The following is a 20,627-nucleotide window of genomic DNA, read 5'->3' on the forward strand; positions in this document are numbered from 1 at the left end:
AAAAACTCCCGTTTAATCGGGAGCTACAAATCATATGTCGGTTCATAGACCGTAAATTTCTCTTCCGCACGTGTTCTCGTCTTGCCTTCCGGCGCTTCGTCGAAGAACCCAAGATGCAGAAATCCCGCAATCCGCTCTTCAGACTGAACCCCCAGCATTTCTTTTACGTTCGGATCATGGATATGCATATTCGTTTTCCAGACCGAGCCGAGTCCTCGTTCCCATGCCAATAGCTGAAAATTCTGAATCATCGAGCTTACCGCCCCGTAATCCTCATCGTACTGCTTTGGGTCGTCAATGTCCGGCATGACGATGATCAAATAGGCAGCCGGCTCATTAAAGTATTTGACTCGGTACTCGAACATGTCATCCGGATAATGCTGGGCCATTTCCAGTGCGAACATCTGCTTAGCGGCCGTAGGTACAAAAATAAACCTCCACGGCTCACGCAGCTTATGATTAGGTGCATATATCGCATCATTCAGCAGTTCCAGTACGAGCTCCTGCGGCACAGGAATATTTTTATAACCGGTCTTGACAGACCTTCTTCCCCTTATAATTTGTGCCAAAACCGATGAATGGTTGTTATCCATAGTTTCCTTTCCGCTTCCTATGAAGACCTGAGTGATTTGATTATTTAATAGAATAAGAACGTCTTTCACGTCGGCTGCGCAGCAGCATGCCCACAATCAAGAGCAGTGCTCCCGCATTGATCGCCAAATCGGCGAAATTCATAATTCCGGAACCCGATCCCCATACGATAAAATCAGTGACCTTGCCGAAAAAGAACCTGTCGAGCGCATTGCCGAGCGCACCTCCCACAATAAATCCCGAGGCCAGTTCCATAACGATTCCATTCAAGACGCCTTTGAAGCGGTAATAGATAATGACTCCTACGACAACGACCGCTAGATATGCAAACCATTTACCAAATCCCTGAAAAGAACCGAAGGCAGCCCCGCTGTTTTGATAATACTCAAAATGAAGATAGGGATCTAGAACGCTTCGGTATTCGCCGAGCGACATATGATTCCGTACCCACCATTTCGAACCTTGATCAATCAGTAGAACGATAAGCGATAATATGTAAAAGACCATATCTATCCCTCCTTTCGTCTGCTTATACACCTGCATAGGTGTGTCGGCAGATCAAAGGCAGGAAGGTGTCTCCCTGCCTTATAAACTTTTCAGCCCTGTTATCGGCTTTTTATTAAAAGTTCCACCGCTTCTTTGACCAGCGTGCCGGTTTCGTTTCCTTTGGCGTGCTCTTCTAGAATACATTGTTCGAGATTCATGGCGACAATATAGGCCATCGCTTTATCCGTCGCACTTCGAACGGCAGAAAGCTGAGCCACCACATCCTTGCAGTTTTTACCTTCTTCCATCATATTCAGTACGCCACGGACCTGCCCTTCGAGCCGCTTCAAGCGCCGGACGACATTATCATCATAATTCATTTTCGTTCACCCTTTCCTGGTTGATTCTAGCTCTATATATGTTTACTGCTCCATGGATTCAAGTGCAGCGTCTACTAAAGCATCAAACAAATCATCGTCTTCTTCTAGCTGCTCGTCAGTCTTCAGGAATTCTTCCTCGATGCCGGATTCCCCGGCGAAATTCAGGCTGTAATCCCACTCCTTGCCCTTTTTGCTGAAAAGGGTGATTTCATACTGCGACTGGTGCCCAGGTAAAGTGAAGGTCACATGTCCGAGGTACTGCTTGTCCTCATCCTGCTTCATGTCTGCTTTAATAATTTGGAATTCCATGTATACATATCTCCTTTATTCCATCTCGTTGTCTCTATAGTATACCATGTGCGGTATACTTTCCATCCAGAGCGAACATATTTTCAATATGTCATCCAATTTAGTACAATACTAGTCAGAGGATTTTAATTATCCCATTTTCAGGCATTTCATGACGAATCTATTGGAGGGTCTAAGTTCATGGCAGATTTTCAGGAAAATCTAAACAAATACGCCGATCTGGCTGTCAGAGTCGGTGCCAATGTCCAAAAGGGACAAATTCTCGTTGTTAACGCCCCCGTTCAATCGGCTGAATTCGTTCGCATGATCACGGAAAAGGCATACAATGCGGGAGCAAGCGAAGTTCGAGTGAATTGGAACGATGAAAAAATCACCCGCTTAAAATATGAGCATGCGGCAGACGAAGTATTTTCCGAATCGCCAAAATGGTATGCGGGCGAAATGACTGAGCTGGTAGAAAAAGGAGCGGCTATACTGCATGTGCTTGCCGAGAATCCTGACCTTCTAAAAGGCATCAAACAGGAGCGTATCGTTGCAAATCAGAAGGCCAGAGGACAAGCGATGACCAAATACCGCGCCTATCAGCAGGCTGATAAATTCAGCTGGTGCCTGATCGCTGTTCCATCCCCGGAATGGGCAGACAAAGTGTTCCCGGATGCACCTCAGGAAGAACGCGTTCAGATGCTTTGGGATGCTATTTTCCATACGGTCCGCGTCGATCAAGACAACCCCGTTGAAGCCTGGACCAATCACTTGGAAACCTTGGATCATAAATCGAAAGTGCTTAACGAGAAAAAATACAAGAAACTGCATTACATAGCTCCGGGCACGGATTTGACGATCGAGCTGCCGGAAGGCCATATCTGGGCTGGTGGCGAGAGCTTTAACGAAAAAGGTCACAGCTTCGTCGCCAACATGCCAACGGAGGAAGTCTTCACGGCCCCGCTGAAAACGGGCGTCAACGGTTATGTCAGCAGCACTAAGCCTCTTAGCTACGGCGGCAATATCATCGACCGCTTCACCATTTCATTTGAAAACGGTCGTATTGTAGACGTCAAGGCTGAAGAAGGCCAGAAAGTGCTCGAGCATCTGGTGGAAATGGACGAAGGCTCCCATTACCTCGGGGAAGTGGCCCTGGTTCCACATCAATCCCCGATCTCCGATTCCAACATTTTGTACTTCAATACACTGTTCGACGAAAATGCCTCCAACCACCTGGCGATTGGCAGCGCGTACGCTTTCTGTCTGGAAGGCGGCAAAGAAATGACACAGGAACAGCTCACCGATCATGGACTGAACACCAGTGTGACACATGTCGACTTCATGATTGGCTCCAGTGAAATGGACATTTTCGGCGTAATGGCAGACGGTACGGAAGAACCTGTATTTAAAAAAGGAAACTGGGCATTTTAAGTTTTGATTCCAAAATAGCATCCATGCTGTCTGCATAAGGTGCAGCCCTTGGAGTCGGGTAGAGTCTTTCCTGCGGAGCGGGGAAGACTCTATTTCCTTATCAACAGATAAGTTTCGATACTATTTGACCTTCGGATGATTTACAATAGAAAAATAATCCATAGTCATAGAATGATTTAAAGCCTAAGAATTCCTTTAATCCATCCTATCGATATTCAGGAGGAATGAACCATGTTAACCTTTGAAGACAAATTAAACAATTACGCGGAGCTCGCCGTCAAAATCGGGGCTAACGTGCAGCCGGGTCAAACTCTCGTCGTCAGTGCCGCCATCGATGCCGCAGAGCTCGTGCGGCTGATCGTCAAGAAAGCCTATGAAGCAGGGGCTAATATGGTCAAGGTGAATTACACGGACGAAGTCGTAACCCGTCTCAGATACGACCTGGCACCGGAAGAGTCCTTCCTGATCCCTCCAACTGCCCAAGCTCGCGAATGGACGGAGCTGGCTGAACAGAATGCGGCATTTTTGACGCTCATCTCCGCCAATCCGGATCTGCTCAAAGGCGTCAGCCCCGAGCGCATTGCCAATTACCAGCGTACCTTCGGACAAGCGATGGCCAAGTACCGCCAGTATCAGCAAGCCAATAAGATGAGCTGGACAGGCATTGCTTTCCCTTCCCCGGATTGGGCTGCCAAGGTATTCCCGGACGCTCCTAAAGAAGAGCAAGTATCCAAGCTATGGGATGCCATTTTCTATGCCGTACGCGCGGACCAGGAGGATCCAATCGGAGCATGGCATAAGCATGTTGACACCCTTCAATCCAAATCCGACGAACTGAACAGCAAGAACTATCACAAGCTGCACTTTGTTGCTCCAGGAACCGATCTGACCATGGAGCTTCCAACTGGACATATTTGGGCTCAAGCCGGCAGCGTGAACGAGCAAGGAACCACTTTCGTAGCCAATATTCCTACGGAGGAAGTATTTACAGCTCCGCTCAAAACTGGCGTCAACGGCTATGTCAGCAGCACCAAGCCTCTAAGCTACGGCAGCAATATTATCGACCGCTTCAAGCTTACCTTTGAGAATGGCCGCATCGTAGACTTTACCGCTGAAGTAGGACAAGATACCCTGGCCCGTCTGATCGGTATGGACGAAGGCTCCCATTATCTTGGTGAAGTAGCGCTCGTTCCGTTCCATTCTCCGATTTCGCAAAGCAATATTTTGTATCTGACAACTCTATTTGACGAAAACGCCTCCTGTCACCTGGCCATTGGCAGTTCCTATGCGTTCAGCATCGAAGGCGGCAAAACCATGTCTAAAGAAGAGCTGGCCTCTCATGGCATGAACGCAAGCATCACGCATGTCGATTTCATGATGGGCCATCCGGAAATGAACATTACCGGCATCACCCAAGACGGCAAAGAAGAAGCCATTTTCGTGAACGGCGACTGGGCATAGGATACTTTACATCCCTTTAGTCATAAAGACGATCATTTTCCGATATGAAATAAGCAGTAAAAAACCGAGCCTCCAGCTCGGTTTTTTACGTTTCTTTCAATATCTTGCTATCATATTATTATGAACTTTTGTGAATTTTTCGGATTAAGGGCAAATTGCATCCCTCCAGATTGGCGCCGGTATTCGGTCCGGTTTCCCGTAAAGTAGACTCAAGAGCGTTAACCTAACAGATACGAAAGCCCAATAATACTGCGGTCAGTCTAGGACATTATTTTATTGTCCATGGCTATCAAGACAGCCATATGATCTTAAGGTAACCAAACGATCAACGGTGATCAGGCTTCTCCACTCGGATTCATTACCAGGACTCAGCGCATCAAAGCTCATGTTCCAACCTCCGTCCTCTTGCTGCTCACGGATCAAGTATTCCAAATGACGCTTAATATCCTTATCGGAGATCCACTTCTTCGCATAGCTGCCGGGGGCGGGAACCCATTCTAGTACCTTATGTACATAACCCTTTGCCTCCGGATCCAGCTCTATAGTCCCCGGCTGCTGCAGCCAACCGTCCACCCTATTCCATTCCTGTTCCGCTCGCTTACGGTCCGGCACGTTTTCCAGGAACGTAATGCATTGGATCAGATCATGGTAGTCCGATTTACAGGCATGTGGGATGCTTTTCCATACAAATTGAGCACTTCTTGCAAACCAGTTCTCCTCTTCCAGTCCTGGCAGCACCTCCTGTTTATACAATAATCCAAGAATTCTGCCTGTAGGGTTAATGGATCCCGAGTGGTCTTTGTCTGTGTTCCACCAGGGAGCATGAGGATAATCGTTAACATCGACCGTAGCTCTAGGAAAGCCGCCTTCTTCTCTCAAGGAATTCTTCAGATAATTTACAATGCCGTTCAGCATGGCCAAATCCCAAGAGCCGATCTCATCCATAATCGAAAGCGCATATTCCGTAGCGATCGGTTGACTATAAGGTGTCCGCATATCCGGTTCAAGCGCGCTGCCATACCCTCCATCCTCGTTCTGATAAGGCCGGAGTGCATTCAGAACTGCCTCGGCGCTGCCTTGTTCAAAATGAAATTCAAAACGTCTGCGGTCCAGGAGCCTACCATTAGCATAGATGAAATCTCTTGCCTTCTTAAACTGAGAGCTGGTCAATTTCATAAAAATCCCCTCCTAGGTTCTGAATATTTTCCGAAAAAAGCATAGGCTTTGTCACTGCAGCTATCCTGTAATCTGGACATTAGTTCTTTGTGTGCCTCTTCCTTGGAGACATTCACCGTCTTGATTCCGTTCTCCCGCATCCAATTCGTTGTAGTTTCATACACGGTGCTGTTCCATCCGTTCTTTTCTCCATCTTCATTTACTTTGTGCTTTACACCGGAAATCACAATGAGTAGAGCGTCCTGCAGTTCAATTACAGCGTTATCAAAAGCCTTTTTGTCTTCCTTCGCTTTCATATGGGCACGCTCCCGGAGAACACGGGTGTCTATGCCTTGATCCATGTCAATGAGTTGATACAGTTCCCACGCCGTCCTGGACAAGAGTCCATCCCTGTAGCACTTCTCTGTGTCTGTCCCTATATTCAAGCAAGCATGCACCCATGGAAACCATTCAGGTGAAACCAGAACCGCTTTTTTCTTGAAAAACTTGCCGTAAGCCGCCTTTCCTTCAAGCGGAAAACGTACCCGCCAACTCCAGGGATCAAGCTCGGTATCGCTGTGCCAGTTCTCTTTAGCGGTTATGCTTTCGAGAGAAGGATAGTCAGGGATGATTGAGGCTAACGGAAGGATGCCGATCCGTTCGATGTAATCCGCTGCTTCTTCAAAATATGTAACCTTGACTTCGTTTTGAATTTTACCATTCATTTCTTTAAACTCTCCTTCATCATGACATCTTCAATGATATCTTCAATGGCATCTTCGTAATGGTTGCGCAGTCTTTCAGCTTTTTGACGGATTGCGGACCTTAATCTTTCCGGAAAAATGACTTTCGCTTCTGAGCCCAAAGAGAAGAATAACTGCACGACCCAGTCCCACTCGCTTTCTGGGACATGAAAGTCTGCGATCCAGCACTCTTCACTTACCGGTTCGATGCATTCTCCAATATGCTCGTCCCGTTCGACCTGAAGCATGCCTTTGTATGTAAGTTCTGCGCGGATATGTATGGCCCGGACAGCGCTCTGACTTTGCTTGGGCTCTACATAATCTTCCGGGGCAGGCGCTTCACTTATTTCGCTCATCCTGTCAATGCGCAGTCTCCGCTTCTCTTGGTGAGTGTAAGAAACACAGTCACAGTACCAGAAGCCATGGGCAGCAAAAATCTTTTCAGGCTTAATCAAGAGCCTTCTGCGGTGATTCATGGACTGATAGAATACCGAAATCCAGTTCCTTTTGGCTGTCATATCCAGCAAAAGCTCCAAAGAGGGAAGGTTGTAAACCCGTTTGGGAACCTCGACTTCCATACTGTCTAGCAGTGGATTAATCCTTAGTGCCGTTTCCTGTGGAAGAATACTCCGGATTTTATCCATTACAGTCCACCGTTCACCGTTAAAAGGAGTGTCCGTGTATCCCGTCAGCCCCTGGAGTGCGAACAGAACGCACAGAGCTTCTCTGGAACTGAGCTGAAGAGGTGGAAGCTGAAAGCCTTCCATAAGCGAATAGCCTCCGTTCGGACCGCTTGCCGCTGCTAGAGGTACACCGATTTCAGACAACATCTGGATGTCACGCAATATCGTTCGCCTGGACACCTCCAGTTTCTCCGATAACTCGGACGCCGTCCGGCTCCCATGCTGTAAAGCCATAATAATGGCCATCAAGCGGTCCATCTTTTTCAAACCGCCACCTCCTTTTCCATATTTTTATATCCATTATAACAGTCTATTTGTGACATCTTGTATGTCACTGATTATCACTCAAACAAAAAAATCAGGTATTCCCCTCTTCTAAGTACTCGGTTATAATGCCATAAGATAAGCCATACATTATTACTACCAAGAGTATCCATCAGCAAAAGAGTCAGCATGGCCGTATGCGGCTTTCTTTTGACGTAGAGAAAAAGATGGATACATAAGCGGATGAAGGAGGAGAACCCCCGTTATGTCCAACTTTTTAAACAAGCTTAAACAGGGCGTGTCAGATGCGGGCAAAAAAGCCCAGCAAACCGTGGAATCCACCACATTGAAGTTTCAGGTATCTTCCAAAGAAAAGGACATTGAAAAAAACTATACCGAAATTGGACGCATCGTATACCACTCTCTTGAGACACAGTCGAGTTTTATACCGAATGCAGAGTTTCAGAAATACCGTGAAGCCATTCTAGGACTAGAACAAGAGATCGAGGAGCTGAACAAGAAAATACAGCATCTTCAAAATCTCAAAGAATGCGGATGCGGCAAAATGCTCCCGGCAGACGCAACCTATTGCCCGTTCTGCGGCCAACAGTTTCAGACCGTTGTCGTTCAACCGACAGCCGTTCACACCTCTCAAGCAGCCTTCTGTCCAAGATGCGGCGAGCCTTCGGGTCAAGGGGATCATTTCTGCCGCGGCTGCGGGTTTCAATTAAGCGAGTAAGAAAAACATCTATCGATGTACTTCACATTAGACAGACCGCGTTTAGCGGAAGTTTTTCTTGCGATATGGTGTGGAATCCTCGAAGTTTATACTTTCTTATATCTAAATTAAAACCGCCTTTCCAATATGGAAAAGGCGGTTTTTCGACTTATCACATTATTTCGCGCGTTTGATGGCGTAAAACGAACTGGTTTCAATCCATTTCTCGCCAGGTGCAAGTCCAATGAGTCCGATTTCCTCGGTAGGCAGACCCGTGATATTCGGTGCGTTCACCAAATTGATTTGTGGCTCAGGACAGAAGAATTTGCCGCATGCGCCGTTGTTCCAAATCATCCAATGCTTATATGCCGTACCGGCGTCATATACGAATACATCACCCGTGCGGTTATCCGTAAGCTCCATCCGGTTGCGTCCATTCTGCGGAACTGCCGTGTAATGATTATCCATGGAGTCAAAGAATGGACTTACACCCTCGGTCTTCATCTGCTCTTCCTCTGCGCTAAGCGGCTGGAACTTACCTGTCGGCAGCATCCGCTCGTTCATTTCCCGGCGCTGGCCGATGGTTATATTAAAGGTATAATCCGATGCCTTACTTCCCGGTACGAATGGTGCATTGATCGCCGTATGGAACGCAAGCAGATTCGGCATGTTCTCTTTGCCGTCGTTCGTTACCGTTACCTGCTGCTGCAGCCCTTTTCCAGTTAGCGTATAACGCAGCGTAATCGTAAATTCAAACGGAAAATACTGTTTATACAGATGACCGTCACGAACCTGCTGGGAAAGGACGACCACGCTTTCATATTCATCCCCCTTGATGTAGTCAACGGTCCAAGGAAGTTTATGCATGAAGCCGTGCAGATGATTGCACCGATCCGGTTCATTTATTGGGAGCTCATAAACCTTGCCTTCCCAGGCAAATTTTCCTCCGTCATAACGGTTGGGCGGAAACAAAACAGGTATGCCGTAAACCCCAGGGTTCGCTTTAAAGTCCTCCATCTCATCTGGCTCAGGCTCACGCAAATACCGGAAACCGTTCTCAAGATCACGGAACAAGATTAAATTGGCTCCTAGTTCGGGCAGGACCGCCGCCTCGTATTGGCCATGCTTCAGCCAGACTGCGTGTTCCCCGTGAAAATCGCCTTCGTATGCTGCAAATTGTGTCTCCATGATTGCCTCCTTTTCAGGTATGTAAATCATACGCTTCTTGTAATAATATACCACGACATGCAGACAAGCAAAATGAAATGAGACAATAGATTCATACACTACATATTTTCCGGATTGGACACAAGCAGAACATCCAGATCGCGCGCCAGGCGAATCAGCTCACGGATCACCTTACGTCGCCGGAAAGTTTGCCCGCGTATAGCCTGCCCAACAATAATTTGCGTAGCCTGCACATGGTTTGCCTGATCCATAACCATAGCCGGAATCTCCTTCCAAACTTTCACGACAGTCGTCTCGAATGAACCGCCAAAGCTCTCTGTGAGCTTACGACAAGCATCAATCTTCAATTGCTCATCTTCGCTTGATGAAGAATTCGTCTGAATATAGTTGACGTACCACGTGGCTTTTAAGCGATATGCGATACGAAATCCGCGCCGGATTAGACGCTCACTGTTAGAGCCAGGCAGAATGCATACGTAAATGGCTTCTTCTTTTCTCCAGGGCCCTCTTAGCGAAAACTGCCTTTCCCACGCTTCTAGCCTTTCGTCCACATCATCCGCGATTTCACGCAAAGCAAGCTCTCTTAGAGCAATCAGATTTCCTGTCTTGAAAAATGAACTCAGTGCCTGCTCAACTTTGTCCGCCGCATATATTTTGCCGTCTCTCATCCGCTGCTGCAGCGACTGGGGGGTCAAGTCGATCAACTCCACCTCATCTGCCATCGACAGGATGTAATCAGGCACCGTTTCCCGGACGCGAATTCCCGTAATTTGCTCCACGGCATCGTTCAAGCTTTCCAGGTGCTGCACATTCACCGTCGTAATCACCGAAATCCCGTGTTCCAGAAGGAACACGATATCCTCGTATCTTTTCTTGTGCATGCTCCCGGGGACATTACTGTGCGGCAGCTCATCCACAAGAACAAGCTCTGGATCGCGCTGGATAATAGCCGCTGTGTCCATTTCTTTCAAAACAGTTCCCTTATACGGAATTTGAAGCGCCGCCACGATACCCAGATTTTCCACCTGGGAGGCTGTTTCCGCACGTCCATGTGTTTCGAGCCAACCGATTACCACATCCACACCCTTGCGCAGACTTTCATTGCCTTCCCTGAGCATGGTATACGTCTTGCCGACACCCGGAGCTGCGCCAATATAAATTTTGAAACGCCCGCGCTTGATCCGTTCCACCTTCTTCTCGATCTCTTCCTGACTGAGCCGGTGGTAAAGTTCGTCCCCAGCGGGCTGCTGCCTGCGTGTCGGCAGAATTCTCGGCCCTCCCTGGGCCGTCCGGTCCGCAACCCAAAAAACGTCGATCCCTTTGGCATGTTTTAATATCCCATCGGTTACCGAGCCCTGCCAAAACTCCTGCCAACGGCTTTTTTTGGAATGACCAAGTACAATCCGCGTAACTTTCTTGTCGACTGCATAGCGAATCAAGGATTCTGCAAAATTCCGGGTCGAACGTAAAGGAATCTCCTCCAACAGCGCGTCCGTTTTTTTGGCCATTTTTTGCAGGGAGCGCTTAAAGGCTGCAGCCTCTTTTGTAAGCCTCATTTTCTTATTCAAAAAAATGACGACGAGCAGATCCCCGTTCAAACGCTTAGCGACCTGCTGCCCTCTACGGATATAAATCGAACCATTCCAGTGATATTGGGCCGAGACCAGAATACGTTCCGACGCGCCGGAAGGTCCATGCAGTCCTTGCTCTTCCCGGTGTTTTTCCAAGGTTGAATTGACATCCTCAGCCACCAGCCGCAGTGATAATTCCCGCAGTACAGCCAAATCCTTACGGGTGAAAAGACCCATGTCTATGCTTTGATCGAGATGCCCCTCCTTCATTCTTGTAATCAAGGTCTCTGGAGTGACATCGATCAATCTGACCTCATCGGCTAACCCTAAGGTTTCGAGCGGCACCGTCTCTCTGGCTTCCATTCCCGTCCACTTTCTGGCCAGGTCATGCACACCCTCAAGCTCATATACATTCAGTGTCGTGATGACGCTGATTCCTTTTTCCAGCAGAAGTTCAATATCCATCAGACGGTTCGGAAAGTGGGCGTCTTTACGGTTCCTGTGCGCCAACTCATCCACAAGAACCACCTCGGGATTCCGAGCCAGCAGGCCTTCCAGGTTAAGGTCTTTCGTTTCTTTGCCATGATCCATCCAGTGGATACTTGGAACCCGCTCCAGATCGGCCACCTGCTTAACCGTCTCCGGGCGTTTAAGTGTCGAGACCGCACAAATGACGACATCAATGCCCTGGCTTTGTAAAATCTGACCTTCCCGAAGCATATGATATGTTTTGCCACTGCCGCTGACAGCTCCGATGATGATCTTCAGATTGCCGCGCTGAAGTCTGCGGATATCCTCCAATATTTGCTCCGGTGTTTTTCTTTTATATCCATCCATTAGGTCTCCCCTGCTTCCAGCTCTTTGTGGTGAATCGTAAGCTGTAATGGGATATAAGTAAAGTTCATAATATGTGATTTCGGGCGTACAGCGCGGAATAAACCTAAATATCGACTTTTGGGTGGGATAAAAGCATATATTTGAAACGTTAACTCGTCATTGCATGATTTATCTGTTATTTGTTTTCTATGGCTCCAAAAAAATTCATACCAAATATTAGGCTAAGTATTCGCAAATATTGTAAAATAGTTGTAACGTTAATAATTTAGAAGACGGGGGTTTCAGGAAGGAGAAGAGCATGTCCAAGATGATTAGACTTCTTGTGACAACTGACTTTAGTGATATTAGTCAGGATCTGCAGGAAGAAATATATTATGAATATTATGATTTTGCATACGGAATGATTCTCTATATTATCAAGGACCACGCGGCAACCGAAGATATCATACAGGACGCATTTATCAAGATCATAAAGAATAAGCCTGTTTTCGAGAACGAGATCAAGCTGAGAGCATGGCTGAAAGTTGTTACCAAAAACACCACCATTAATTATTTGAGAAAAAATAAAAACTACCGTAACCAATTGGATGTTGAAGGTGTTTTTATGTATAAAGAAGAAGTTCCACAATCTCCGGTATCAGTAGAAAATACAGTAGAAACCAAGCTGATCGAAGAGTCTATCACGGAATACATGAAGCTGTTAAAACCTGAATACAGGGTTTTGATCGAATATCGCTGGAAACAAGGTCTTTCTTACAAGGAAATCTCGAATATACTCGAGCTGAGTGAAGATGTCGTCAAACAGCGTCTGTTCAGGGCTCGGGAAAGTATCAAAAAAATGTTATTTAAAGAGTGGGGGATAAAGGATGAAAAGCGGAAAATATGAAGAATGGTTTGACGTTGCTTTCGACCGCGCGGTTTCTTCATCCTCACTGACGAAAGGCGAAAGCAAACGAGCTTCCTGGAAGAAGGTTCAAGCACAAATCGAGCAGGTTAACCGTAATAGGAAACGGAGACGCCGTATTCAACTCAGCGGCATCGTAGCTGCTTCATTTTTAGCAGGCGCCATTTTATTTAGTCCATCAAGTGTAATCAAGGCGATATCTCCTATTGTAAAGTCTGTTGTGGATATGGGTAATGGGATGATTGGAATTGTGATCAAGAATGGGGAAGTTCCACCGAGCGTTGTTACACCTAAGACGGTAAAACCAGATGATTTTCTCGACGAAAATGAGAATGGGGAGATGACAGAATCCTTACTTTACTCTTACACCTGGGAGAATCACCCAGCTCCAGAATCCATGGATGAGATACAATCTCAACTTTCATTCCATTTGCCTGATTTAAGACAGTTGCCGACAGAATTCCATCTCCAAAGTTATACTACTTCTGATCCGAGTGAAGTTGAGAATAAATTTGATAAAGTAGCACTTAAATTTACAAATAATGAGGAGCAGACCCTTTGGGTTCAGATTATTCATTTAAGAACCTACTCTTCCATAATGTCAACTGTTCCACAAGAGACAGAAAAACTGCAAATAGGATCCGATGAAGTATACTTCACTCCAGGATCATACAACCAGCTTTTTGGAACCAACGGAAATTTATTGATACAAATTGGTAGTGAACTACCTAAAGATGTATTGATTCAATTCTATAAATCACTACAGACTAAATAATTGAAATGGAAAAGGAGCAGACCTCTAAAGTCCACTCCTTTTTCATTTCAATTAGAAACACAGTACTGATGCCGAATAGCTATAAGCTTGCTCTGAAATACTTGAAGTCGAAATGTAGTGTAAGCATTTGGAACGATAATAATAACCTTTAACTCCAGTAAAAACTGCATTGCCAGAAACATAGTCACTTGCACTATCCATAAAAGATGAGCTGCTGCCGCTCACATCTTCCCATGATGTACCGTTAAATTTTTGAAGGTATACAGTCGCTCTAATCGTACTGACTGATGTTTTCGCTGTAGTATCTCCACTCAATTGAAGTTTTCCATTTCCAATAGCAGAAATATAGGTGTTACCAGAAAGCAAGTATTGATAGTTGCCGGAAATGCCGAGTGTGTTAAATTCCTGAGGTGGAGGTGGTGTGAGAGCGCCAGGCTCTTTCACTGCAGAAGAAGCTGAAGTGTTGTCGGCTGCGAACGATTCGGCTCCTGCTCCAGTCGCCAGCATCATGCTAAGCGCCGAAACAGCAACGGTCATGGACAAAAGTTTACGGTATAGAGATTTCTTCATACAATCACCCGTCCTTAATTGGTTAATATTGGAATACATATTTTATAACGCTTGAAGCGCAAGACAAGTTGCGACATATTTAAAGAAAATTTTATAATTTATTTGCTCCCTCATTTCACTGGCGCTCCTTGGTATATAATAAAGAACATGTTTAAGGGAGGAATATGATACATGATCAAAACTGAGCAGGACATCATTCAACTGGTTCAGAAGGACGTGTGGATGATGGACATTCTCCATACAGCCAAAACGCTGCATCTCCCAGATTGGTGGGTATGCGCCGGCTTTGTCCGTTCCAAAATTTGGGATGTACTGCACGGGTATACAGAACGTACACCGCTGCCGGATGTGGATGTCGTATATTACGACCCAAGCTGCTGTGACACAAAAGTTGAAAAGGAGCTGGAACAAAGGCTCTTCTCTCTTCATCCCTGTATTCCTTGGTCGGTGAAAAACGAAGCAAGAATGCATCTCATCAACAACTTGCCTCCTTTTACCTCTTCGGTGGATGCCATATCGAACTTTACCGAAACGGTAACGGCTCTGGGTCTTACCTTGGATGAAGATGACGGGCTTGTACTTACCGCCCCACACGGTATTGAAGATGCAATCCGTATGGTTGTCAGACCTACTCCCTATTACCTGCAATCCGAAGAACGAGCTCAGATCTACGAAGGCCGCGTATCCAAAAAGAATTGGAGTCAGACTTGGCCTAAAGTAACAATCACACATATCCTTTAAGCCTAGTTTGTAAACCTAATATGGATGCAAAAAGGCATGTTCCGTTCTCGGAACATGCCTTTTTCGAGTAGATGGGTTGGTACTTCATGCCAAGTGACAGGCTACAAAATGTCCTCCGCCAGCGTCACGGAATACGGGTACTTCTTCCTTGCAGCGGCCCACGGCGAATGGACAGCGCGTATGAAACTTGCATCCGGCCGGCGGATCCGCAGGGTTCGGAATATCCCCTTTCAGCACAATCCGTTCCCGTTTCAGCTTCGGTATAGGTATAGGTACTGCCGATAATAGAGCCTTCGTATAAGGATGCAGCGGATTCTTGAATAGCTCATCCCGGGAAGCTGTCTCCATCATCGATCCCAGATACATGACACCAATCCGAGAACAGAGATGTTCGACTACGCTGAGGTCATGTGAGATGAACAAGTATGTGAGTCCACGTGTATCCTGAAGCTTACGGAATAAATTAATAATTTGGGCTTGGATGGATACATCCAGAGCTGAGACAGGTTCATCGGCGATAATCAGATCCGGATTCAAAATGAGCGCGCGCGCAATCCCGATCCGCTGCCGCTGCCCACCTGAAAATTCATGCGGAAATCGGTCAAAATGATAGGATGACAAACCACAGGATTTCAGAACTTCGAGCACAAGGTTCCGGATTTCCTCTTTAGGTGCTAAACCGTGATCCAGCAGCGCTTCGCCAATGGCATCCCCCACTCGAACCCTCGGATTAAGCGAGCTGTATGGATCCTGGAAAATGAGCTGCATGCTTGGACGAATTTTACGAAGTTCTTGGGGAGACAAGCCATAGAGATCTACGCCTTTGAATTTCACTTCTCCCTCCGTCTTTTCGGTCAGTCGGATAATGGTTTTACCGACGGTGCTTTTCCCGCTGCCGGATTCTCCGACAAGGCCGAATGTTTCTCCCTTTTGAATCGACAAACTGATACCATCAACGGCTTTAACGTGGCCCACGGTCCGGTTCAGCAGTCCTTTTTGAATGGGAAAGTACTTCTTGAGATGGTTTACTTCAAGCAATGCTTCAGGCATGAACTAACGCCTCCTCATACAGCCAGCAAGCGGCTTTCTGCTGCCCGGTGACTTCTTTCAATGCGGGCTGTTTGGTTCTACAGATGTCCATGCAGTGTTCACAGCGATCATGGAAATAGCAGGAATCAGTCAACTCAAGCGGATTTGGCACCTGTCCCGGAATGGAGTACAGCTCATCCTGGCGCTGGTTGATGATAGGCTTGGATTTGAGTAAGCCCTGTGTATATGGATGTTTCGGCGACTGAAAGAGCTTGACGACCTCTCCTTCTTCGACGATTTTCCCCGCATACATAACAATCACGTAATCCGCCATCTCCGCTACAACACCGAGATCATGGGTAATAAGCATAATGGACATATTGGACTGTTCTTTGAACTGACGGAGCATATCCAGAATCTGTGCCTGAATCGTTACATCCAGCGCAGTCGTAGGCTCATCGGCAATAAGCAGCTTCGGGCTACTAGAAATGGCAATGGCAATCATGATCCGCTGTAGCATCCCCCCGCTCAATTCGTGCGGGTAAGAATCTACAATCTGCTTCGCTCTGGATATCCCGACCTGCTCGATCAGCTGAATGGCCCGCTCACGCGCTTCTTTTTTACTCAATTTCTGATGAACGATCAGAGGCTCCATAATCTGCTCACCAATCTTAAGCACCGGATTTAGTGAAGACATCGGCTCCTGAAAAATCATCGATATATCATTTCCACGAATCGTCCGCAGTTCATTTTTGCTTAATTGAAGCAGATCTTTTCCATCAAAGTGGATCTGACCATTCACGATTTTGCCGCCAGGCTCTTCTACCAGTCCCAAGATAGACATCGCGGTTACGCTTTTTCCACAGCCGGACTCTCCAACAATGCATACCGTTTCGCCTTCCCGGACACGCAGGCTGACATCGTCAACGGCTTTCACTTTGCCGCCTTCCGTATCGAAATAAGTGCTGAGATGGTCTATTCTAATTAAATCATTCATCGAAAGTCTCCCACCTACCTCTTCTGTTTAGGATCAAGAACATCCCGGAGCCCGTCACCGAAAATATTGATCGCAATGACGGTTGCAAATATCGAAAACCCCGGAGGTATCCAGAGCCATGGATGTTCCTGAAAATCAATCAGGTTGTTCGCAGCGTCAATCATATTCCCCCATGTAGGTGTTGGCGGCATGACACCAAGACCAAAGAAGCTGAGTACGGATTCGCTGAGGATAGAGCCGCCGATATTCAGGGTTGCAATGACAATCAGTAATGGAACGATATTCGGGAGCAAATGGTTAAACAATTTGCGTCTGTCGCGAAGTCCGAGCACAACCGCAGCCTGCATAAATTCGCGTTCACGCAGACTCAGCATCTGGCCCCGGACCATCCTGGCAAGACCCGGCCAGTTCACGAAGCCCAGCATAAACATCACGATATACATTCGGTATTCCGTCGGAATCTTCCAATCGGATAATAATGCGCCGAAAATAAACAGCAGCGGCAAACCCGGAATGGTAAGCAGTAAATCTGCTATTCGCATAATAACTTGATCGACAATGCCCCGGTAATAACCTGCGATTGCTCCAAGAAGTGCCCCGATAAATACGGAGAGCACCATGGATGCGAGGCCTACCGTCAAAGAGATACGCCCTGCCTGCAGGACGCGGGTCAACACATCTCTTCCCATCGCATCAGTCCCCAGCCAATGTTTGAGACTCGGCGCCTTGTTCATCATGGCCATATTGATCTTATTGTCTGTATATGGTGAGAAGAACGGCCCGACAAAACAGGCTAAGAACATGATGATAACAACCACTAATCCCGAAATAGCTAGCTTATTCTTTAGGAGCCTTCGCATCGACTGCCCAAACAGGGAAGAAGATTTCGGCCCGGTAATCTTGGACCCGATTGTCCCGGGCAGCGGCGTGCTGTTCAGTGACATGAAATAGTTCCCCCTTTTCTAATGCAGCCGGACGCGCGGGTCAGCAATATGGTACAGCACATCGGAGATGAGCGTTCCGATTACTGTTAATATAGCAATCAGCATGGTAAAGCCCATCAGCAGCGGATAATCCCGCAGGCCAAAGGACTGCATGTACAGTTGTCCGATTCCCGGCCAGTTAAATATTTTCTCAATAATCAGTGAACCGCCGAATAATGCCGGAAGCTCGAAACCTACAAGCGTAATCGCCGGCAGAAGCGCATTGCGCAAGGCATGTCTGAATAGCACTTTACTTTCTTTCAATCCCTTGGCACGTGCGGTTCGGATATAATCCTGCTTGATCACATCGATCAAATTGCTGCGGAAGTAACGGGTCAACGAACCGACTCCAAGCAGCGTCATAACGACGACCGGAAGCGTCATGTGACGGATGACTTCCTTAACATACGCCCAGCCTGTAGCATTACTGCCCGTGGTCAGCATGCCTCCAGGCGGAAGCCACTTCAAGTCGACTGCGATTACCTTGATCAGGAACAAGCCGATGAAAAATGAAGGCAGTGACATCGCAGCGAAGATCAAAACCATGACCAGCGTATCAAACCACGAATACTGTTTATAGGCTGATACAACACCAATAATGACAGCTATCAGCCAGGTCAGGAATGTGGATACGCTCGCCAGCAAAAAGGAGTTCCAAATATATTCATTAAACAGGGTCAACACAGGTTTCTGCTGTGCGAGGGAATAACCGAAATCGCCATGAAAGGCATTCTTCATCCATATTCCGTACCGCTCCATCAAAGGCTTGTTGAAACCATAGATCTCCCTCAGCTCGGCCTTGCGCTCGGGACTAAGCTTAATGTTGTTGCTGATGTAATCCCCCGGCGTGAGCGCATATAGGCTAAAAATCAGGAGTGATGCAGCTAGCAGGATGATCAGCATATAACTGATCCGTTTCGTTAGATAAGCACTCATCATTAGCCTCCTAATTGCATGATCCCCCGCCTGCAGCAAGGCCGCTTACAGACGAGGGATGGCATGTATATGTTTGGATTATTGTGCCGGTTTCAGCGACCAGTCCGGAAGACTGTTGGCCAAACCGACAAATGGGCTAACGGCCAGATTTTCGATCCTTCCATTGTAGCCATAGACGGTTTTCTTATAGCTGGTGAAAATAATAGGAAGCTCGTCGTTTAGCAGCTGGAAGATTTCTTTGTATACTTTTTTGCGTTCTTCGATGTCTGATGTAGCTAAGCCTTTATCATAAAGCTCTTTCACCTTCGGATTGTCGTACCCTTTGATTTCACCATCCACGAACTGTACCAGTCCGTCGGAAGGATCTGTGAGCATTGGTGTCGAGAAGGATACGAGGTCGTAATCGCCACCTTCCACTTTCGATACGAGAGAGTTGAAATCAGCGAATACTTCAGGCTCGAATTTCACGCCCATTGCCTGGAAGTTTTCCTTGGCCACAGCGATAAAAATATCTGTTTGTTTGCTCTTCGATCCCAGGTAGTGAATAACGAGCTGCTTGCCATCTTTCTCGCGGATTCCGCCAGCCCCTTCCTTCCATCCGGCTTCATCCAGAAGCTGCTTGGCCTTTTCCGTATCGAATTTGTAAGGATTAATTCCGTCTTCCGTATAAGCCCAGGAAATCGGGGAAGACGGGATGTTCGCTACCGCGCCTGCGCCTTGGTTCGCGTCTACATAGATGCTTTGACGGTCTAGTCCATAAGCCAGTGCTTGACGAACTTTTTTGTCTTTCAGAGCTTCATGTTCCAAATTAACCTGCAGATATCCGTATGTGCTAGGCGTATAAGGAATGATGTTAACGAATCCAAGGCTTTTGAGTTTATCAATATTTTCTGTCGTGGCACTAAACGAAGCGTAATCAACTTCTCCGGTTTCGAGATATTGCCATGTGTCGCCTTCGGAGGTTTTGTAAATGAAATGTTCCGTTTTCGGCTTGCCTTTGAAATAGTTCTCGTTCGCTACAAAACGCACTTCCTGTCCCGGAATAAACTTCTCCAACTTGTATGGACCGTTACCTACAGGGTTCGAGTGAAGCTTCTTAATGTATTCAAGCTGGCCGAACTTATAATCTTTGCCGTAATAGGCTTTGGACAAGACTTTGTCACCCAGCATAACGAGTGCAGTTGCATTAGGTTTCTCAAGAGTTACCGATACAGTCAGCGGATCAATAACCTTAATACCTTCGATACTTTGAGCCTTGCCTTCCTTATATGCTTGACCGCCCTTCACGGGGAGCGTCGGAATCATGGAGTCACCATCATAGGATTTATCAAAAAGAAGTGTCCAAGTAAATGCAACGTCATCAGCAGTCATTGGAGATCCATCACTGAATTTCAAGTCCTTGCGCAGGTGGTATGTATACGTTAATTGATCGTCTGATACATCCCATTTTTCAGCCATATCAGGAATTGGAAGCCCTTTCTCATCTACTGTTACCAAAGAGCTGAATAGCAGCGAGTTCACATTGGCGTCATATCCGCTTTGGATAAAATATGGCGTAAACGCACCACTCGGATCTGTCAAACCAACGATAATCGTATCCGTGCGCTGCTTGGCAACCGCAGGAAGCTTAGACATATCGGCTGCGTCATATGGTGCGCTCAGGCCCGATTCCCCTGCTGGAGACGCTGCCGGAGTCGCAGTCGGCTGATCCTTAGAGCCTTGCTCGGTTTGTGTCGTATTCGTGCTTGATGGCGCTGCTTCTTTTTGATCTGAGCATGCCGAAAGCAGCAGAGACCCGACAATAAGTAATGATGTTAATAAATAAACGCCTTTTTTCATGATATAACCTCCCATTTTCGACATATCTCATCATTAATCCTATGCGATAAGTAT

At 46.8% G+C, this 20,627-nt stretch carries 21 protein-coding genes; 6 read left to right on the forward strand and 15 right to left on the reverse strand.

Annotated features, from left to right (window positions below; all coding sequences use genetic code 11):
* Window positions 1-23 precede the first annotated feature (23 nt).
* The 4 genes from MUG84_RS11870 to MUG84_RS11885 all read right to left on the reverse strand — a co-directional run bounded on the left by MUG84_RS11870 (window position 24) and on the right by MUG84_RS11885 (window position 1,766).
* Window positions 24-593 carry a nitroreductase family protein gene (locus MUG84_RS11870; protein WP_244725228.1) on the reverse strand — a complete coding sequence of 190 codons (570 nt, stop codon included), beginning with the start codon at window positions 591-593 and terminating at the stop codon, window positions 24-26.
* 40 nt (window positions 594-633) lie between these two features.
* Window positions 634-1,098 (reverse strand): signal peptidase II, encoded by a 465-nt coding sequence (gene lspA, locus MUG84_RS11875; protein ID WP_244725229.1) that lies wholly within the window; start codon window positions 1,096-1,098, stop codon window positions 634-636.
* 98 nt (window positions 1,099-1,196) lie between these two features.
* Window positions 1,197-1,457 carry a metal-sensitive transcriptional regulator gene (locus MUG84_RS11880; protein ID WP_244725230.1) on the reverse strand — a complete coding sequence of 87 codons (261 nt, stop codon included), beginning with the start codon at window positions 1,455-1,457 and terminating at the stop codon, window positions 1,197-1,199.
* A gap of 42 nt (window positions 1,458-1,499) precedes the next feature.
* Window positions 1,500-1,766: a hypothetical protein gene (locus tag MUG84_RS11885; RefSeq protein ID WP_244725231.1), complete on the reverse strand. Its 267-nt coding sequence runs from the start codon at window positions 1,764-1,766 to the stop codon at window positions 1,500-1,502.
* 180 nt (window positions 1,767-1,946) lie between these two features.
* Between MUG84_RS11885 and MUG84_RS11890 the strand changes: the two genes are divergently transcribed.
* Together MUG84_RS11890 and MUG84_RS11895 are read left to right on the forward strand one after the other, a co-directional pair.
* The gene (locus MUG84_RS11890; protein ID WP_244725232.1) at window positions 1,947-3,179 is read left to right on the forward strand and encodes an aminopeptidase; all 1,233 of its coding nucleotides are present in this window, start codon (window positions 1,947-1,949) and stop codon (window positions 3,177-3,179) included.
* Window positions 3,180-3,410: 231 nt separating this feature from the next.
* Complete coding sequence (locus MUG84_RS11895) at window positions 3,411-4,640, forward strand: aminopeptidase (protein WP_244725233.1); 1,230 nt, start codon at window positions 3,411-3,413, stop codon at window positions 4,638-4,640.
* Between the two features lie 273 nt (window positions 4,641-4,913).
* Here the strand turns inward: MUG84_RS11895 and MUG84_RS11900 are convergent, their stop codons facing one another.
* From MUG84_RS11900 to MUG84_RS11910, 3 genes are read right to left on the reverse strand one after another with little or no spacing between them, the layout of a single operon-like run.
* The gene (locus tag MUG84_RS11900) at window positions 4,914-5,816 is read right to left on the reverse strand and encodes a prenyltransferase/squalene oxidase repeat-containing protein (RefSeq protein ID WP_244725234.1); all 903 of its coding nucleotides are present in this window, start codon (window positions 5,814-5,816) and stop codon (window positions 4,914-4,916) included.
* Entirely contained in the window at window positions 5,813-6,520 is a 708-nt protein-coding gene (locus tag MUG84_RS11905; protein ID WP_244725235.1) for an AlkZ-related protein, read from the reverse strand. Before MUG84_RS11905 ends, MUG84_RS11900 begins: the two co-directional genes overlap by 4 nt.
* Complete coding sequence (locus MUG84_RS11910; RefSeq protein ID WP_244725477.1) at window positions 6,517-7,479, reverse strand: helix-turn-helix transcriptional regulator; 963 nt, start codon at window positions 7,477-7,479, stop codon at window positions 6,517-6,519. The genes MUG84_RS11905 and MUG84_RS11910 overlap by 4 nt, the downstream gene beginning before the upstream one ends.
* 271 nt (window positions 7,480-7,750) lie before the next feature.
* Here MUG84_RS11910 and MUG84_RS11915 point away from each other — a divergent pair, with 271 nt between their 5' ends.
* Entirely contained in the window at window positions 7,751-8,224 is a 474-nt protein-coding gene (locus MUG84_RS11915; RefSeq protein WP_244725236.1) for a double zinc ribbon domain-containing protein, read from the forward strand.
* A gap of 156 nt (window positions 8,225-8,380) precedes the next feature.
* Here MUG84_RS11915 and MUG84_RS11920 read toward each other — a convergent pair whose 3' ends face one another.
* Both MUG84_RS11920 and MUG84_RS11925 read right to left on the reverse strand, forming a co-directional pair.
* The gene (locus tag MUG84_RS11920) at window positions 8,381-9,391 is read right to left on the reverse strand and encodes an aldose 1-epimerase (RefSeq protein WP_244725237.1); all 1,011 of its coding nucleotides are present in this window, start codon (window positions 9,389-9,391) and stop codon (window positions 8,381-8,383) included.
* A gap of 98 nt (window positions 9,392-9,489) precedes the next feature.
* Window positions 9,490-11,799: a histidine kinase gene (locus tag MUG84_RS11925; protein ID WP_244725238.1), complete on the reverse strand. Its 2,310-nt coding sequence runs from the start codon at window positions 11,797-11,799 to the stop codon at window positions 9,490-9,492.
* Window positions 11,800-12,097: 298 nt separating this feature from the next.
* On the opposite strand from MUG84_RS11925, the gene MUG84_RS11930 reads away from it, so the two are divergent.
* Both MUG84_RS11930 and MUG84_RS11935 read left to right on the forward strand, forming a co-directional pair.
* Window positions 12,098-12,685, forward strand: coding sequence for an RNA polymerase sigma factor (locus tag MUG84_RS11930; protein ID WP_244725239.1), 588 nt, complete (start codon window positions 12,098-12,100; stop codon window positions 12,683-12,685).
* Window positions 12,666-13,478, forward strand: coding sequence for a hypothetical protein (locus tag MUG84_RS11935; RefSeq protein WP_244725240.1), 813 nt, complete (start codon window positions 12,666-12,668; stop codon window positions 13,476-13,478). Before MUG84_RS11930 ends, MUG84_RS11935 begins: the two co-directional genes overlap by 20 nt.
* Before the next feature lie 51 nt (window positions 13,479-13,529).
* Here the strand turns inward: MUG84_RS11935 and MUG84_RS11940 are convergent, their stop codons facing one another.
* Window positions 13,530-14,048 (reverse strand): hypothetical protein, encoded by a 519-nt coding sequence (locus MUG84_RS11940; RefSeq protein WP_244725241.1) that lies wholly within the window; start codon window positions 14,046-14,048, stop codon window positions 13,530-13,532.
* A 171-nt stretch (window positions 14,049-14,219) separates the two neighbouring features.
* Between MUG84_RS11940 and MUG84_RS11945 the strand changes: the two genes are divergently transcribed.
* Window positions 14,220-14,789 carry a nucleotidyltransferase family protein gene (locus MUG84_RS11945; protein WP_244725242.1) on the forward strand — a complete coding sequence of 190 codons (570 nt, stop codon included), beginning with the start codon at window positions 14,220-14,222 and terminating at the stop codon, window positions 14,787-14,789.
* Between the two features lie 84 nt (window positions 14,790-14,873).
* Here MUG84_RS11945 and MUG84_RS11950 read toward each other — a convergent pair whose 3' ends face one another.
* The 5 genes from MUG84_RS11950 to MUG84_RS11970 all read right to left on the reverse strand — a co-directional run bounded on the left by MUG84_RS11950 (window position 14,874) and on the right by MUG84_RS11970 (window position 20,573).
* Window positions 14,874-15,839, reverse strand: a complete 966-nt coding sequence (locus MUG84_RS11950; protein ID WP_244725243.1) for an ABC transporter ATP-binding protein — start codon at window positions 15,837-15,839, stop codon at window positions 14,874-14,876.
* Entirely contained in the window at window positions 15,832-16,815 is a 984-nt protein-coding gene (locus tag MUG84_RS11955) for an ABC transporter ATP-binding protein (protein ID WP_244725244.1), read from the reverse strand. The genes MUG84_RS11950 and MUG84_RS11955 overlap by 8 nt, the downstream gene beginning before the upstream one ends.
* A 14-nt stretch (window positions 16,816-16,829) precedes the next feature.
* Window positions 16,830-17,759, reverse strand: coding sequence for an oligopeptide ABC transporter permease (opp4C, locus tag MUG84_RS11960; RefSeq protein ID WP_244725245.1), 930 nt, complete (start codon window positions 17,757-17,759; stop codon window positions 16,830-16,832).
* Between the two features lie 18 nt (window positions 17,760-17,777).
* Window positions 17,778-18,734 (reverse strand): ABC transporter permease, encoded by a 957-nt coding sequence (locus tag MUG84_RS11965; protein WP_244725478.1) that lies wholly within the window; start codon window positions 18,732-18,734, stop codon window positions 17,778-17,780.
* A gap of 78 nt (window positions 18,735-18,812) precedes the next feature.
* Complete coding sequence (locus MUG84_RS11970; protein WP_244725246.1) at window positions 18,813-20,573, reverse strand: ABC transporter substrate-binding protein; 1,761 nt, start codon at window positions 20,571-20,573, stop codon at window positions 18,813-18,815.
* Between the last annotated feature and the right edge of the window lie 54 nt (window positions 20,574-20,627).

The organism is Paenibacillus mangrovi (genome assembly GCF_022898935.1).
Classification (GTDB): domain Bacteria; phylum Bacillota; class Bacilli; order Paenibacillales; family Paenibacillaceae; genus Paenibacillus_AQ; species Paenibacillus_AQ mangrovi.

Bases quoted from the DNA above. Each gene is read 5' to 3' on its own strand.
- MUG84_RS11885 (WP_244725231.1), bottom strand. From the start codon at position 1,766: ATGGAATTCCAAATTATTAAAGCAGACATGAAGCAGGATGAGGACAAG.
- MUG84_RS11900 (WP_244725234.1), bottom strand. From the start codon at position 5,816: ATGAAATTGACCAGCTCTCAGTTTAAGAAGGCAAGAGATTTCATCTAT.
- MUG84_RS11880 (WP_244725230.1), bottom strand. From the start codon at position 1,457: ATGAATTATGATGATAATGTCGTCCGGCGCTTGAAGCGGCTCGAAGGG.
- MUG84_RS11940 (WP_244725241.1), bottom strand. From the start codon at position 14,048: ATGAAGAAATCTCTATACCGTAAACTTTTGTCCATGACCGTTGCTGTT.
- MUG84_RS11870 (WP_244725228.1), bottom strand. From the start codon at position 593: ATGGATAACAACCATTCATCGGTTTTGGCACAAATTATAAGGGGAAGA.
- MUG84_RS11935 (WP_244725240.1), top strand. From the start codon at position 12,666: ATGAAAAGCGGAAAATATGAAGAATGGTTTGACGTTGCTTTCGACCGC.
- opp4C (WP_244725245.1), bottom strand. From the start codon at position 17,759: ATGTCACTGAACAGCACGCCGCTGCCCGGGACAATCGGGTCCAAGATT.
- MUG84_RS11970 (WP_244725246.1), bottom strand. From the start codon at position 20,573: ATGAAAAAAGGCGTTTATTTATTAACATCATTACTTATTGTCGGGTCT.
- MUG84_RS11945 (WP_244725242.1), top strand. From the start codon at position 14,220: ATGATCAAAACTGAGCAGGACATCATTCAACTGGTTCAGAAGGACGTG.
- MUG84_RS11930 (WP_244725239.1), top strand. From the start codon at position 12,098: ATGTCCAAGATGATTAGACTTCTTGTGACAACTGACTTTAGTGATATT.
- MUG84_RS11895 (WP_244725233.1), top strand. From the start codon at position 3,411: ATGTTAACCTTTGAAGACAAATTAAACAATTACGCGGAGCTCGCCGTC.
- MUG84_RS11925 (WP_244725238.1), bottom strand. From the start codon at position 11,799: ATGGATGGATATAAAAGAAAAACACCGGAGCAAATATTGGAGGATATC.
- MUG84_RS11950 (WP_244725243.1), bottom strand. From the start codon at position 15,839: ATGCCTGAAGCATTGCTTGAAGTAAACCATCTCAAGAAGTACTTTCCC.
- MUG84_RS11955 (WP_244725244.1), bottom strand. From the start codon at position 16,815: ATGAATGATTTAATTAGAATAGACCATCTCAGCACTTATTTCGATACG.
- MUG84_RS11920 (WP_244725237.1), bottom strand. From the start codon at position 9,391: ATGGAGACACAATTTGCAGCATACGAAGGCGATTTTCACGGGGAACAC.
- MUG84_RS11910 (WP_244725477.1), bottom strand. From the start codon at position 7,479: ATGGACCGCTTGATGGCCATTATTATGGCTTTACAGCATGGGAGCCGG.
- lspA (WP_244725229.1), bottom strand. From the start codon at position 1,098: ATGGTCTTTTACATATTATCGCTTATCGTTCTACTGATTGATCAAGGT.
- MUG84_RS11890 (WP_244725232.1), top strand. From the start codon at position 1,947: ATGGCAGATTTTCAGGAAAATCTAAACAAATACGCCGATCTGGCTGTC.
- MUG84_RS11905 (WP_244725235.1), bottom strand. From the start codon at position 6,520: ATGAATGGTAAAATTCAAAACGAAGTCAAGGTTACATATTTTGAAGAA.
- MUG84_RS11965 (WP_244725478.1), bottom strand. From the start codon at position 18,734: ATGAGTGCTTATCTAACGAAACGGATCAGTTATATGCTGATCATCCTG.
- MUG84_RS11915 (WP_244725236.1), top strand. From the start codon at position 7,751: ATGTCCAACTTTTTAAACAAGCTTAAACAGGGCGTGTCAGATGCGGGC.